The organism is Clostridium sp. AM58-1XD (assembly GCF_003464085.1).
Taxonomy (GTDB): domain Bacteria; phylum Bacillota; class Clostridia; order Lachnospirales; family Lachnospiraceae; genus Lachnoclostridium_A.
The window spans coordinates 13,465-28,627 of record NZ_QSDR01000032.1; the positions used below are offsets into that span (position 1 = coordinate 13,465).

The 15,163-nt window shown below is 46.7% G+C and carries 7 protein-coding genes and 3 pseudogenes; 3 read left to right on the forward strand and 7 right to left on the reverse strand.

Annotated features, from left to right (window positions below):
- Positions 1-60 precede the first annotated feature (60 nt).
- Positions 61-1,997, reverse strand: a pseudogene (locus tag DXA13_RS16860) (fructose-1,6-bisphosphatase).
- Positions 1,998-2,223: 226 nt separating this feature from the next.
- Between DXA13_RS16860 and DXA13_RS16865 the strand changes: the two are divergent.
- From DXA13_RS16865 to DXA13_RS16875, 3 genes and pseudogenes are all read left to right on the forward strand, one after another.
- Positions 2,224-3,032: pseudogene (locus DXA13_RS16865) on the forward strand (MBL fold metallo-hydrolase).
- Positions 3,033-3,428: 396 nt separating this feature from the next.
- Positions 3,429-4,571 (forward strand): M23 family metallopeptidase, encoded by a 1,143-nt coding sequence (locus DXA13_RS16870; protein ID WP_118246234.1) that lies wholly within the window; start codon positions 3,429-3,431, stop codon positions 4,569-4,571.
- A 164-nt stretch (positions 4,572-4,735) separates the two neighbouring features.
- A complete protein-coding gene (locus DXA13_RS16875; RefSeq protein WP_118246236.1) occupies positions 4,736-6,613 on the forward strand; it encodes a hypothetical protein in 1,878 nt (625 codons plus the stop codon).
- A 60-nt stretch (positions 6,614-6,673) separates the two neighbouring features.
- On the opposite strand, the gene DXA13_RS16880 is transcribed toward DXA13_RS16875, so the two are convergent.
- The 6 genes and pseudogenes from DXA13_RS16880 to leuB form a co-directional block, all read right to left on the reverse strand.
- A complete protein-coding gene (locus DXA13_RS16880) occupies positions 6,674-7,930 on the reverse strand; it encodes a DUF1015 family protein (protein WP_118246239.1) in 1,257 nt (418 codons plus the stop codon).
- Positions 7,931-8,121: 191 nt separating this feature from the next.
- The gene (locus DXA13_RS16885; RefSeq protein WP_118246241.1) at positions 8,122-9,282 is read right to left on the reverse strand and encodes a phosphoglycerate dehydrogenase; all 1,161 of its coding nucleotides are present in this window, start codon (positions 9,280-9,282) and stop codon (positions 8,122-8,124) included.
- A 21-nt stretch (positions 9,283-9,303) separates the two neighbouring features.
- The gene (serC, locus tag DXA13_RS16890; RefSeq protein ID WP_118246243.1) at positions 9,304-10,386 is read right to left on the reverse strand and encodes a 3-phosphoserine/phosphohydroxythreonine transaminase; all 1,083 of its coding nucleotides are present in this window, start codon (positions 10,384-10,386) and stop codon (positions 9,304-9,306) included.
- Positions 10,387-10,571: 185 nt separating this feature from the next.
- A pseudogene (ilvB, locus tag DXA13_RS16895) lies at positions 10,572-12,253 on the reverse strand (biosynthetic-type acetolactate synthase large subunit).
- Positions 12,254-12,265: 12 nt separating this feature from the next.
- Positions 12,266-13,936: a dihydroxy-acid dehydratase gene (ilvD, locus tag DXA13_RS16900; RefSeq protein WP_118246269.1), complete on the reverse strand. Its 1,671-nt coding sequence runs from the start codon at positions 13,934-13,936 to the stop codon at positions 12,266-12,268.
- On the reverse strand, positions 13,926-15,041 hold the full coding sequence (leuB, locus tag DXA13_RS16905) for a 3-isopropylmalate dehydrogenase (RefSeq protein ID WP_118246245.1): 1,116 nt from the start codon (positions 15,039-15,041) through the stop codon (positions 13,926-13,928). The genes ilvD and leuB overlap by 11 nt, the downstream gene beginning before the upstream one ends.
- Positions 15,042-15,163 lie beyond the last annotated feature (122 nt).

Here is a 15,163-nt window from a genome sequence, read left to right on the forward strand (position 1 = left end):
CTTTCCCATGTTTTATCCGTTATTTGTTTTGAACCGCTGCATTTATCCTATATATCCTTACTATTTGTCCTTTTCCTTCAGAACTCCAGACCGGTACGCCGCCACCAGTTCCTTCAGATCCAGTATTCTCTGTGTCATTTCCTTGCCCAAATCCGTGTCCGCTACGCGTATACGGTTCTTTGTCTTCTCAGTAATATAGACTTTCGGAGTATTTTCCTCATTTGGTTGAAATGGCTTATGTTCTGCCAGAGCCAGATGGTTGGAATTGTAGATCAGCGTATATCCGGCGATCCCAGTAGTTTTCTGGTATGCTTTTGAGAGGCCGCCGTCTATGATATAAAGCTTTCCGCCAGCCTTGACGGGCTTTTCTCCATCTTTGATCTTAACTGGCACATGTCCATTGATAATATGGGCGCCCTCTTTCGGAGACCAAATTCTTCCAGTATCCTGTCGCAGTATGTTTCTTCCACGCTCAGGCGGTAATATGGATTCAGTGTTTCCTTATAGGTAGACTTGTCTGCAATGAAATAGTGTTCAAACGTCGTCATTCTGTCTTTTCCGAATACAGGTGATTTTGCCCCGCACCATAGGTACCACATAAAATCTCTTGCCTTCGCTTTCTCTTCTGCATCTTCAGGAAGAAAATAAGCCTTTTGAATCTGTTCATCGATGTAATCCATCAGGCTCTTTCCTGAGAGACGTTTGCCGTCCAGGCTGATTTCATCAAAACTTCCATCTTCCTTCATCGGGATGCAACCATGATAAAGGAGATTGGAATTATAGCATTTATACAGACTTCCGTGTGTATAAATAAAATTTATATGGCGGTGAAGAAGCTCACTGTGGCGGAAGGAAAGGACCAGGGTATGCAGCAGCTCTTCCTCTTCCTTCGTCAGGCGGAACGGATCTTTCGGATCCACCGTCGGAAAATTTGTATCCAGCATCGGATACTTCTTTCCCCTGAGCATTACGGTTCCATTTTCATAGTCGATCTGATTAAGAAGAAGCCTGTCGTCCATCTCGTATTCCGGATTCCGTTTAATAATCTGGCCTTCTACCTTAAATTGAATGACGGCGATCGCTTTGTGCATCTTAGCCGCCAGTCCCGGATCTACCGCGTCATAAATATTCTGATCGAGTGTATGAGGGATAAACCGCTCGCAGCTGTCTCCCTGGTATACATGGGCGGCAAACATGGAAAGCGGCCTTAAGTTAATCCCGTATCCGTCCTCCAGAACATCAAAGCTGTTGTAGCTGATGGCGATACGCAGAACATTGCAGACACAGGCCAGATTTCCCGTTGCGGCTCCCATCCATGAAATGTCATGATTTCCCCACTGGATATCCACATCGTGAAAATTCATCAACTCCTTCATAATGATGTCGGCCCTCGGTCCTCTGTCGAAGATATCCCCGATAATATGAAGGCTGTCGATCGTCAGATTCTGAATCAGTTCACACAGCGCAATTATAAACTTTCCAGCCACATCGATTCCGATCATGGAGTTTAGTATTTCGCTGTAATAGACGTCTTTATTGTTGTCACGGTAATCCACATGAAGGAGTTCATCGATGATGTACGCGAATTCCGTGGGCATTTTCTTTCTGACTTTTGAGCGGGTGTATTTTGAGGAAACCTGGCGACAGATCTGTACCAGACGATAGATTATGATCTTCTTCCATTCGTCTGTAACTTTGCCCTGAAGTGTGTATTTGTTTAAGAAACGATCTGGATAATAGATAAGACTTGCGAGCTCTGTCTGCTCTTCTTCTGAAATAATATGGCCAAATGTATCGTGAATCTTTTCACGAATAATACCTGACGCACTGCGCAGCAAATGAACAAACGCTTCATATTCTCCGTGTAAATCGCTGAAAAAATACTCGGTCCCCTTCGGCAGGCCCTGTATGGCCGTCAGATTGATAATCTCGCTGGACGCCGTTTTCACGCTGGGGTACTCCCTGGCCAGCAGCTTCAGGTATGCTAATTCTCTCATAATACCTCTCCCTCTTACTAAAAACACTGTTTGCGGCAGTTGCATTTCCGCCTGAAATATAGTACCATGGGTTCATCATAACATGCTTTCCTGAAAATGGAAAGTTTAATAATCAATACATTTTTTACATGTAACTGTTCATTGCAGCGGTAATCCAGGCGTAAAAATCGGCTGAACATGTGCCGCGCCGAACAGTACAACTATATTTGTTACAATGGAGGAAATTATGGAGCAGTTATACGTATTAGGGACAGGCTACGCAACGGCAACACGTTGTTATAATACCTGTTTTGCAATCAGACAGGACGACGATTTTTTTCTTGTAGATACAGGCGGAGGAAATGGCATCTTAAGAATTCTGGAAGACATGGAGATCGATACTGCAAGAATACATGACATCTTCATCACACATGAACATACGGACACATTCTGGGGATCGTGTGGCTGATCCGCGTTATCGCAACCCGCATGAAAAAGGGAACATATGAAGGTGATCTGAATATATACTGTCACGAAGACCTTGTTGATACGATCACAACCATCTGCCGCCTGACCGTACAGGGAAAATTCTTTAAAATGATCGGTGACAGAATTCACCTGATTCCCGTAAAAGACGGCGAAACAAAATGCATCATGGGATATGATGTTACATTCTTTGACATCCACTCTACAAAGGCAAAGCAGTACGGATTTACAACAATTTTGAAAAACGGGAAGAAATTCACCTGCGCAGGGGACGAGCCATACAATGCCGACTGCCATATGTATGTTGAGGGAAGTCAGTGGCTGCTTCACGAGGCGTTCTGCCTTTATGGAGACAGGGACCGCTTTCAGCCTTATGAAAAGCACCACAGCACGGTTAAGGAAGCCAGTGAGCTGGCTGAAAGCCTTAATATCCCAAATCTTGTTCTCTGGCATACGGAGGATAAGAATATTACACGCCGCAAGGAACTTTATACGGCAGAAGGAAAAGAATATTATCATGGTAATCTCTTCGTTCCGGACGACGGCGAAATTCTCAGTCTGGACCGTTAAGATGATTATACGGGCAGTTTAAGATCATTATTTTCACTGTTAATGTCCTAATATGATATCTCAAGTTCTACATCAGGAAATACTCCGCATATGCTTATAACAGTATTCCCCGGCATGTCCGAGGACTGAAATTTAAGTCGGAAGGGGCGTTTCCTGATGTTTTTTTATCATTTGTTCGATCACTTATGTAATATATTTCATAAATTCTGTCATAAAATATCTTCTCTTTTTCATTCTTTCAAGGTCAGGATTCCGTTCATCGCCCACCCGGCTGATAGGAGCGATAAGGAACCTGTATTTTCGCAGCAGCCCGGCAGGCATCGCCGTCTCTCCCTTTCCTTTTCCATTATCCTTTTGGAATTGATCGTCCTACTTGGACTCTCCATACCGTTTTTCATGGCGGTCCCCACGTTTCTCGGCCAGATAGAGGGAATTCCGCTCCTTACTTCATCACGCAACCGTCTGTATACGGCAACAGATTCTGAGGCAAAGAAATTTATTAAATGGGTGGATTTCGATGTGACGTCAGAAGCCATGAAAGCTGCTTTCCGATATGATGTAGATTCCTTTCAAAGCGATGTTCATTTGAATTGGGTCGATCTGCTCGCCTTTCTTGGTGCGAAATACGGCGGAGATTTTTCAAAGTATAAGAGCAGCGACATGGCTGCTCTGGCAGAGAGTCTGAAAGGCGGAAAGAAACTGGAAGACGTTACAAAAGACATGAAATATTTTTCCTATTATCGTGAAGCTTACGGCGCTGTTCTCGACGGCATGGTAGGCACTTACCGCATACAGATACCGAAAAGTGAAGCGCCGGCCTTTGCGCTGAACGATAACCAGAATCAGTCGGACCAGTCCTCCGGCAGCGCCTCACAGCTGTCTGAACCGGAATCTAATCCTGATACTTCTAAAAATCCTGAATCTTCTAAAGACACAGGAAAAGAAGATGGCGACGGCAAGGATAAAGTATGGGTGACGAAATATGGACTGAAAGCATTTCATCCGCTTGCCAAAGGATTCCCTTACAGCGATTTTGATGATTTTGGCGTAGCCAGAAGCTACGGTTTCCGCAGGCAGCACCTGGGGCATGACATGATGGGGCAGGTAGGAAGCCCGGTAATCGCGGTGGAATCCGGGTACATTGAAGCGCTCGGCTGGAATCAGTACGGAGGCTGGCGGATTGGAATCCGCAGCTTTGATAAGAAAAGATATTATTATTACGCCCATCTCCGCAAAAATTATCCTTACCAGAAGGAACTGGCGGATTTAAAGGAAGGAGATACGGTAACGGCCGGCGACGTCATCGGCTATCTGGGGCGCACCGGTTACAGCCGTACGGAAAATACAAATAATATCGACGAACCGCATCTCCATTTCGGCCTTCAGCTGATTTTTGACGAATCTCAGAAAGAAGGAAATAACGAGATCTGGGTAAACTGTTATGAACTGGTCAAGTTTCTCAACATGAACCGGTCTGAAGTGGTAAAGGCAGACGGGACAAAGGAGTGGGTGCGGGTGTATCAGATGGAAGATCAATAGAATCACATCCATTATTATATATCATATCATTTATTAATATTAAAATGGATATCTGGCATACTGATCATAAGTGTATTATACTTATGTTATAGCCTGATATCCGTTTTTGATTAATATTTTGAAATACACCTGGCAGGTAATCTGTTCTGCAGATCGGAGGATTTATGAAGCAGTATGAAGTTCACACGCCTCAAAGTGAGATTTACCCCTCAATAAGCAACCAGACAGCTCTACTCGTTCATTCCCTCCCGCAGGTTTCCTATGCAAATTCTCTCCTGATTCAAAGAGATCCTGATTATAGGGAAATTTCCACACAACTATGGGACGGATTTCATGAGCAAATCACTGCTCTAATTATTTCTCAGCCCTATGATACGTATCATGCCGGTCCTGCGCTGCTTGAATCATTGCGCGGGGTACTCAGCGCCGACTCAGAAATTCTTAAACTCATGTCATATGCTTTCAGTAAAAGCGGCAATACAAAAGAGGAACAGATCGATTATATATTTAATTCACTCACCGATCAGCGCGCTCCTGTAGATCAGTTATTATTCCAGTCTCACTTTTCCCGGGTTGCCCAGGGTGTAACGGAACTGATGCAGGATATTCTTTATTGGGGCGCACATTTAAACGCCGCTGCTGTCACTGAAATCATTTTCACCGAAAGCGATCTTCATGACCGTGGATTAGGAGCCTCTATCGTTACTTATAAAACAGGACTTCTTTCCTCTGTAAAAAAAGTGATCAAGCCGGATAACCGGTCTATTGACCGCAGCCTTCTGGGCAGTCAGCCCGGCAGCCTGGCCAATCAGTTTAACCGTCTGCCCCTGACGGTCGATGGAGATACGCGGCCTCTGGGCGGGCAGGTCCGCACCAGGACAATCGATGTTTCCGGCAGCCATGGCTCTATGGAGGAATTCATCCCCCACCTGCAGATCAAAAATATTCCTGCCTCGAAACGTTCTTCCATCTCTGTCCCAGACGAAAAAAAGACGCAGATTTTTTCGGCCCTGACTGGGCTGGAAGATCTTCATTATGAAAATCTCGTCTATACCACCCGCCTGCTGCGCTACTACCCGGCCGTAATCGATAGCGATATGCCGCTTTCCAAAAGGATATGGGGCAGCCTGAAGCATGCAGCTTCATGGAACCATGGTTTCCATTTCGATGGAGACGGGGCGGTCCATTCAGTCGAAGGCATCGATGCTTCATTCATAAAAACAGCAGTCAAAGCGGCCTTTCAGGGAGTACACGGAAGAGTGGTCCCAATTATGACCAGTCAGCTTCAGGATCGAATGATCACGTTTTCGAGCCTTCCGTCCGAAGATATCTGGGACGAGGGCAATCTGTCCGCACTTATCACGAATGCCGCCAATAAAACCGGAGCCAGCTATAATGCTGTCGATAATGCCTATGCAGAAAAAGCCGTAGTCCTGGCAACCGTGGCTGCCGCCAAAGTATATTCTACCATTATCTATCCTGCGAAGTCTGATCTGAAGATCAAGAATTCTGATCTGGCGCCAAAAGCCCTTAACTTCGATATGTCCTCTTTGTTTAGTGGCACTTCCGCCACCATGACACATAATGCGTTCCTCTCCATGTTTAACAACTTCGATGATAGCGAAAAGCTGTGGTTCTGTGACAGATATATCTCTTATATGGAGGGCTTAAAAATCGGCTATGAATCTGTTCTTAAAGATGTTTCCAACAAAAGCACAAAGTTTTTTTATACCTTCCTCACACTTCTTGAATCAGGCACTTTTGCTGAAACACCACAATTGGAAACAGCTCCCGGCCTTCAGGGTATCGTCGGCCCAGCTGGACAGACCATGACTGCCTCTGAACGAAAAACAGCCTGCGAAGAAGCAGTGAAATGCTTCAAGGCAGGCCAGATTCCATTTTATGAATACCACTATTCGACAGGTGAAGTTAAAACGAACGGACAGACAATCTGGAATGGCCCGACTCTGGACGAGCTGTTCAGTGATGAAAATGCTCAGGACCTGGCAGACCGGCTTTCCGGCGCCATACCTGATCGTTAAACCAACAAACGGTGCATAATTCCGTTCCTGCCGCCCTTCCTCCACCTATTCATTCCATCTTTATCCCAGCATATGAATAAACAGCCCGCTTCTCAGCTTCGGCTCGAACCATGTGGATTTCGGCGGCATGAGAAGACCTGCATCCGCTACGGAAAGCAGCTCTTCGATGGATGTGGGATACATGGAAAATGCGATTTCCATGTCTTGTGCTACCCGACGTTCCAGCTCCTTCAACCCGCGGATACCTCCTATAAAGTCGATTCTTTTGTCAGTTCTCGGGTCTCCGATCCCAAGAACCGGCCCGAGAAGGCAGTCCTGAAGAACCGATACATCCAGACTCTTTACCGGGTCGTTCTTCACCGCTTTTGCAGCTTCTTTCTTAAGTGTCAGCTTATACCAGATGCCGTCCAGAAGCATACCGAAGGTGGCTTTTTCCTTAGGCTCAAAAGGTGAAACTCCTACATCTCCAGCTCTCCTGATCTCGAAACTATCGTCGACTTTTTTCAGAAATGCATCCTTTGAAAGTCCGTTCAAATCCTTTACCACACGGTTATACGGCATGATCATCAGCTGCTCATCCGGGAACAGCACGGAAAGGAAATAATTAAACTGCTCTCTGCCTGTGTAATCTGGATTCTCTTTTCTGCGCTTTAAGCCCACCTTGACAGCGGAAGCCGCTCTGTGATGTCCATCTGCGATATATGTCGCAGGCACCTTTGCAAATGCCGTCTCAACAGCGCTCACCATATCCGCGCTGTCAATCTTCCAGACGCGGTGGCGGATTCCGTCTTCTGATGTAAAGTCATATAGTTCATCTGTACCGGTAACCAGGTTTACAATTTTGTTGATCTCATCTGTCGCACGATAAGCGAGAAAAATCGGTCCTGTATGGGCATTCGTCACATCCACGTGGCGGATGCGGTCCAGTTCTTTCTCCTCTCTTGTATTCTCATGCTTTTTTATAATACCGTTCAGATAATCGTCGATGGATGAACACGCAACGATTCCCGTCTGTGTCCGTCCATCCATAGTAAGCTCATAGATGTAATAAGCGTCAACTGTACCGGTGACGAATGTTCTGTCTGCTATTCTGTCATTCAAAAGCTCTTTTGCTTTCAAATACACCTGCTCGCTGTACATATCATAATCGTCCGGAAACTGTGTCTCCGGACGGTCAATATTCAAAAATGAGAGCGGTTTTCCCTGCACTTCTTCCTTTGCTTCTTTTCTGCTGTATACATCATACGGCAGAGCCGCTACCTGGCTGACAACCTCTGGAGCCGGTCTCACACACCGAAACGGTTTTACAACTGCCATCTGTCTCCTCCTGACTGTTTAGAAAAGCCGCCAGGGTGTCGCAAAAAGAAATATAGCAATGCCATCGATACCAGATGTAGTGACCTGGCCACTGCATCGAACGGAATCTGGTATTGGTGGCACAGCGGATTCGACTTTTGCAATCCCCTCACGGCCGCCTCCCTGTTTCTATTCCTATATCTGCTGACCTATTACAGTACGCGTACTCTGAGCACTCCCTTAATCCCCTTGAGGCGCTCTACCACTTCGCCTTCTGCTTTCTGTTCCAGATCCAGAAGGGTATATGCGTACTTGTCACGGCTCTTGTTCGTCATATCCGTGATATTGATATTTTCAGAAGCAAGAGTTCCTGTAACCTGGCCGATCATATTCGGGATATTGCGGTGAAGAACTGCCAGACGGCATGGTCCCTTCGGTACGCCCATATCGCAGTTCGGGAAGTTTACAGAGTTCTTGATATTTCCATTCTCCAGATAATTCATCAATTCCTTTACTGCCATCTTTGCACAGTTGTCCTCAGACTCTTCCGTAGAAGCTCCCAGATGAGGGATTACAATCGCACCTGCCATATTAGCAGACTTGGAATTTGGAAAATCCGTAACGTATTTGTGAACCTTTCCGGAATTCAGAGCCTCCGCCATATCATCATCATTTACAAGGAGATCTCTGGCAAAGTTCAGGATTACGACGCCGTCTTTCATCTCTGAAATCGTGGTCTTATTAATCATCCCCCTTGTGCTGTCAAGAAGGGGAACGTGAACGGTAATATAATCACATTCATGATAAATCTTATCGACTGCCGTAATATGTTTAACGGAACGTGACAACCCCCAGGCCGCGTTTACGGAAATATATGGATCATAGCCGTACACTTCCATTCCAAGAGAAGCTGCGGCATTAGCAACCTCCGCTCCGATTGCCCCCAGTCCGATAACCCCCAGTTTCTTTCCCTTAATCTCCGAACCGGCAAAAGCTTTTTTTCCTTTTTCTACGGTCTTTGTAATATCCGGATCATCCTTAACGGACTGACACCATTCGATACCGCCTACAACATCGCGGGCCGCCAGAAGAAGGCCTGTAATCACGAGTTCTTTCACTCCGTTGGCGTTGGCGCCCGGCGTATTGAATACAACGATTCCTGATTCCGCGCACTTTTCAAGAGGGATATTATTTACTCCTGCTCCTGCTCTCGCAATCGCCTGAAGACATTCCGGCAGTTCCATCTCATGCATGACGGCGCTTCTTACAAGTATCCCTTCTGCCTCTTCCATGTTGTCAGTCATGCTGTATTCCTCAGTCAACATGTCTGTGCCATAGCTGGAAATAGCATTTAAGCAATGAATCTTTTTCATAATTATTTACCCCTCTTCCAATCAGCCGTTTTTCTTTTCAAAATCTCTCATGAAATCTACCAGAGCCTGCACGCCTTCCATCGGCATTGCATTATAGATGCTGGCTCTCATACCTCCAACGGTACGGTATCCTTTCAGGTTCTCCAGGCCGATTGCCTTTGCTTCCTTGATAAACATTGCATCCAGTTCCGGATTTCCCGTTACAAACGGCACGTTCATCAGAGAACGATCCTTCTTTTCAACCGTCCCCGTAAACATCTGGCTCTGATCGAGGTAATCATAAAGGATCGCTGCTTTCTTTTCATTATAATCCTTCATAGCCTGAAGGCCGCCCCTCTTCTTCAGCCATTTGAATACCTTGCCGCAGATATAAATGCCATAGGTCGGCGGCGTGTTAAACAGGGAATTCGCTTCCACATGGGTCTTATAGCGAAGCATAGTCGGTGTTCCCGGATAAACATCGTCCGTAATCAGATCGTCACGGATGATGACAATTGCAGTTCCTGCCGGACCGATATTTTTCTGTACACCGCCATAGACAAGGCCATACTTTGTCACGTCGATCGGCTCTGACAGGAAACAGGAAGATACATCTGCCACCAGGGTTTTTCCCTTTGTATTCGGCAGAGTGTGATATTCTGTTCCAAAGACCGTATTATTCTGGCAGATATACACGTAATCCGCATCCGGTGAAATCGGCAGATCTGAGCAGTCCGGAATATATGTAAACATCTTATCTTCGCTGGAAGCGACGGCATTTGCCTTTCCATACAGCTTCGCCTCACCGTAAGCCTTTTTAGCCCATTGTCCCGTAATGATGTAATCAGCCACACGGTTTTTCATAAGGTTCATGGGAATCATCGCAAACTGTGTCCACGCTCCGCCCTGTAAAAACATTACCTTATAATTATCCGGAATGTTCATCAGTTCCCGGATATCAGCCAGCGCCTCATTATGAATCTCTTCATACATCTTGGAACGGTGGCTCATTTCCATAACGGACATACCGCTTCCCTTGTAATCAAGCATCTCATCGGCTGCTTCTTTCAGCACTTCCTCTGGCAGATTCGCCGGTCCTGCGGAAAAATTGTAAATCCTGCTCATTTCTCTCCTCCTGTTTCTACCTAACCATATTTCCTAATAAAACATATTTCCTAAAATACTACAGCATTTATCCTCAGATGTAAAGTCAAAGTTCAAAGGACTTCTCTATGTAATAAAAAGTATCCGGTCCTGCAGACAGATCACCCCTCAGAATGACCCGCCTGCCTGGCCGGATTTGTACATCATCAGATTTCCAGATCAGATTCATCAAAGACATCCTGAATCGCTGCTCCCGGAGAAACCATCGGGAATACCTTGTCATCACATCCGATTTCGCATTCAATGACTACCGGCTCTTTTAATTCAATTGCCTCTCTCAGGACCGGCTCCAGCTCTTCCACTTTAGTAACCTTAAATGCTTTTGCTCCAAGTCCCTCTGCCACTTTTATGAAATCCACACTGTCTTCCAATATTGTATGTGAATAACGCTTTCCATAGAACATTCCCTGCCACTGGCGCACCATACCCAGCACATGGTTATTCAGAATAATCTGAATAACCGGAATCTTATATCTGGTCGCCGTAGCGATCTCATTCATATTCATGCGGAAACATCCATCGCCCGCAATATTAAACACAAGTTTATCCGGACAGCCGATCTTGGCACCGATTGCAGCACCGAGGCCGTAGCCCATAGTACCCAGACCGCCTGATGTCAGAAGGGTTCTAGGGCTGCGGTATTTGTAATACTGTGCCGCCCACATCTGGTTCTGACCGACCTCTGTCGTAATGATCGCGCCTCCATCCGTTACCTTGTCAATCGTTTCTATCACTCCTGGTCCGGTCAGTATATCCTTATGATAGCTTAACGGATAGGCTTCCTTCATTTTCTGAATATGTTCCAGCCATTCCTTATGATCAATTGGATCCAGTCTGGCATTCATTTTCCTTAAAATAATCTTTAAATCACCGATTACTCTGGCGTCTACATCCACGTTCTTGTTGATTTCCGCAGGATCCACTTCAAACTGGATGATTTTGGCGTTTTTGGCAAATCTGGCTGCATTTCCTGTCACGCGGTCACTAAACCGGGCGCCCATTACAATCAGAGGTCACATTCCGTAATTCCGAAATTAGATGTTTTCGTGCCGTGCATACCTACCATGCCTGTATAAAGCGGATCATTTCCGTCAAAAACCCCTTTTCCCATCAGGCTGTCCGCAACAGGCGCCTGTATTTTATGAGCAAATGCCCGTACTTCTTCCCATGCTTCTGCCGCTACGGCGCCTCCTCCCACAAGGATATAGGGCCGTTTTGCTTTACGGATCATGTAGAGTGCGTTTTCCAGGTCTTTTTCCGTGATTGTATCCGTCTTTCTCTGAATTTCTTCCGGCTGATGATAGGAATATACGCAGGAATTCGATGTTACATCCTTCGTAATATCCACCAGCACAGGGCCGGGACGCCCTGTTTTTGCAATTACAAATGCGCGGCGGATTACCCTCGCCAGATTCTGTACGTCTTTTACAATGTAATTGTGCTTCGTAATAGGCATAGTAATTCCGGCAATATCTATCTCCTGAAAGCTGTCTTTTCCAAGAAGGCTTGTAGCGACATTGCAGGTAATCGCTACCATAGGAACGGAATCCATATATGCTGTCGCAATACCTGTAACCAGGTTCGTGGCACCTGGTCCTGACGTTGCCAGGCAGACGCCTACCTTTCCCGTAGCCCTGGCATATCCGTCTGCCGCATGAGCAGCTCCCTGTTCATGAGACGGCAGAACATGCCAGATTTCGTCCTGGTGATTATAAAGTGCATCGTATATATTTAAAATAGCTCCGCCCGGATAGCCGAATACCGTATCCACGCCCTGCTCCTTCAGACATTCAACTACTATTTCTGCTCCTGTTAATGTTTTATCCATAAATAATCCCCTCTATCTTTTCGGAATCTCTAAAACAGCGCCTCTGTTGCCGGAAGTTACCATCGCTGCATATCTGGACAGATATCCTGTCGTCACCTTCGGCTGTCTCGGCTGCCATTTTGCCCTTCTGGCTTCCATCTCCTCATCAGAGATCATTACATTCAGGCTGTTATTGTTAATATCTATGGAAATTATATCTCCCTCTTCCACCAGTGCAATCGGGCCTCCCACTGCCGCTTCCGGAGAAACGTGTCCGATGGATGCGCCTCTGGAAGCGCCTGAAAACCTTCCATCCGTAATCAAAGCTACGCTGGAGCCAAGCCCCATGCCAACGATCGCAGAGGTAGGATTTAACATCTCTCTCATGCCGGGACCGCCCTTAGGACCTTCATACCGGATCACGACGACATCTCCATCCACAATTTTCCCGCCCTTAATCGCTTCAATCGCATCCTCCTCGCAGTCGAAGACTCTTGCCGGTCCCTCATGCTTAAGCATTTCAGGGGCAACAGCGGATCGCTTTACGACAGCAGTATCCGGCGCCAGATTTCCCTTCAGTACGGCGATACCGCCGGTTTCACTGTATGGATTTTCTACTGGGCGGATGACTTCCGGATTGAGGTTTACACAGTTTTCAATATTTTCTCCCACCGTCTTTCCCGTTACCGTCATGCAGTCCAGGTTCAGAAGCCCCTTCTTGCTGATCTCTTTCATAACGGCATAAATTCCGCCGGCTTCGTTCAGATCTTCTATGTAAGTCGGACCTGCCGGTGCCAGGTGGCAGAGGTTCGGAGTCCTGGAACTGATCTCGTTCGCCAGCTCCATATTCAGTTCCACTCCTGCCTCATGAGCCACCGCCGGAAGGTGGAGCATGCTGTTGGTACTGCATCCCAGAGCCATATCCATCGTCATGGCATTGAGAAATGCTTCTTTCGTCATAATATCGCGGGGACGGATGTTCTTCTTATACATCTCCATAACCGCCATACCGGCATGCTTTGCCAGCTTAATTCTCTCAGAGTAAACGGCTGGAATCGTGCCGTTCCCCTTTAATCCCATGCCCAGCACTTCCGTCAGACAGTTCATGCTGTTGGCTGTATACATACCGGAACAGGAGCCGCATGTCGGACATACCTTCGCCTCAAATTCTCTCACATCGTCTTCTGTCATAAGGCCTGCCTCATAGGAGCCGACCGCTTCAAACATGCTGGAAAGGCTTCTCTTCTGTCCTTTTACCCGGCCTGCAAGCATTGGACCGCCGCTGACAAATACGGTGGGCACGTTGATTCTGGCGGCTGCCATCAGAAGACCAGGAACATTCTTATCACAGTTTGGAACCATCACCAGGGCATCAAACTGATGAGCAGTAGCCATGCACTCCGTCGAATCGGCAATCAGATCTCTCGTTACAAGAGAATACTTCATTCCCACATGTCCCATGGCGATACCGTCACATACGGCGATCGCCGGAAATACGACCGGCGTTCCTCCTGCCATTGCGACTCCAAGTTTAACGGCTTCTACGATCTTATCTAGGTTCATATGGCCCGGCACGATCTCATTATAGGAACTTACGATGCCGACCATAGGCTTCTTCATCTCTTCCTCTGTCATTCCCAGTGCATTAAACAGGGAACGGTGAGGCGCCTGCTGCATTCCGACTCTTACTGCATCACTTTTCATCATCTATCTCCTCCTGACTTTTTTCCAGCTCTCTGCATATACAGTCTCCCATCTCTGCAGTGCCTGCTTTTTTACATCCTTCCGACATGATGTCAGCTGTGCGGATTCCGTCTGAAAGGACACGTTCCACCGCTTTTTCCACGGCATCGGCTTCTCTGTCCAGATCAAAGGAATAACGCAGCATCATGGCTGCTGATAATATGGTTGCGATCGGATTGGCAATATCCTTACCTGCGATATCAGGCGCCGAACCGTGGCTTGGCTCATACAAACCGAATTTCCCCTCATTCAGGCTGGCACTCGGCAGCATTCCGATCGAACCTGTTATCATACTGGCTTCATCGGAGAGGATGTCTCCGAACATATTCTCGGTTAGAATCACGTCAAACTGTCCTGGATTCATGACCAGCTGCATCGCACAGTTGTCAACCAGCATATGGGTCAGCGTAACCTCCGGATAATCTTTCGCCACGTCTTCTACTACTTTTCTCCACAATCTGGAAGAATCGAGAACATTGGCCTTATCCACACTGATCACATGCTTCCTGCGTTTCATTGCAATTTCAAATCCCTTGACTGCAATTCTGCGGATTTCTTTCTCGTTATATGTAAGAGTGTCCACTGCCGTTTCCACTCCATCGATCTCTTTTGTATACCTTTCTCCGAAATACAGGCCTCCGGTCAGTTCACGCATGATGACCATATCGAAACCGCTGCCAATAATCTCTTCTTTTAACGGGCAGGCCGCCGCCAGCTCTTTATAAAGGCATGCCGGCCGGATATTGGCAAATAAACCCAATCCCTTTCGGATCGCCAGCAGTCCCGCTTCCGGTCTCAGGTTCGGCGCTACGTCGTACCATCTGGAATTGCCGACGTTTCCGCCGACCGCCCCCAGAAGGACGGAATCGCTCTCTTTTGCCGTATTGAGGGATTCATCCGTGAGAGGAACGCCATGGACGTCGATCGAAGCGCCTCCCATCAGTATCTCTTTATAATGAAATTTATGTCCATACAGTTCTCCGACTTTATCCAGGACCTTCCTCGCTTCCCTAACGATCTCCGGGCCGATTCCATCTCCAGGAATCACGGTAATCTGATATTCCATATACGTTCTCCCCTTTCATTTCTTAAAGAGCGCCCCGCTGTTCTGCAGCAAATATAAGGCCAGCTCAAAATGGTATTTCTATTCATAATATCCTATTTATCTTTTTTTTTCAACAATCCCTT

Bases quoted from the DNA above. Each gene is read 5' to 3' on its own strand.
- DXA13_RS16870 (WP_118246234.1), top strand. From the start codon at position 3,429: ATGGCGGTCCCCACGTTTCTCGGCCAGATAGAGGGAATTCCGCTCCTT.
- DXA13_RS16875 (WP_118246236.1), top strand. From the start codon at position 4,736: ATGAAGCAGTATGAAGTTCACACGCCTCAAAGTGAGATTTACCCCTCA.
- DXA13_RS16880 (WP_118246239.1), bottom strand. From the start codon at position 7,930: ATGGCAGTTGTAAAACCGTTTCGGTGTGTGAGACCGGCTCCAGAGGTT.
- DXA13_RS16885 (WP_118246241.1), bottom strand. From the start codon at position 9,282: ATGAAAAAGATTCATTGCTTAAATGCTATTTCCAGCTATGGCACAGAC.
- serC (WP_118246243.1), bottom strand. From the start codon at position 10,386: ATGAGCAGGATTTACAATTTTTCCGCAGGACCGGCGAATCTGCCAGAG.
- ilvD (WP_118246269.1), bottom strand. From the start codon at position 13,936: ATGAAAAGTGATGCAGTAAGAGTCGGAATGCAGCAGGCGCCTCACCGT.
- leuB (WP_118246245.1), bottom strand. From the start codon at position 15,041: ATGGAATATCAGATTACCGTGATTCCTGGAGATGGAATCGGCCCGGAG.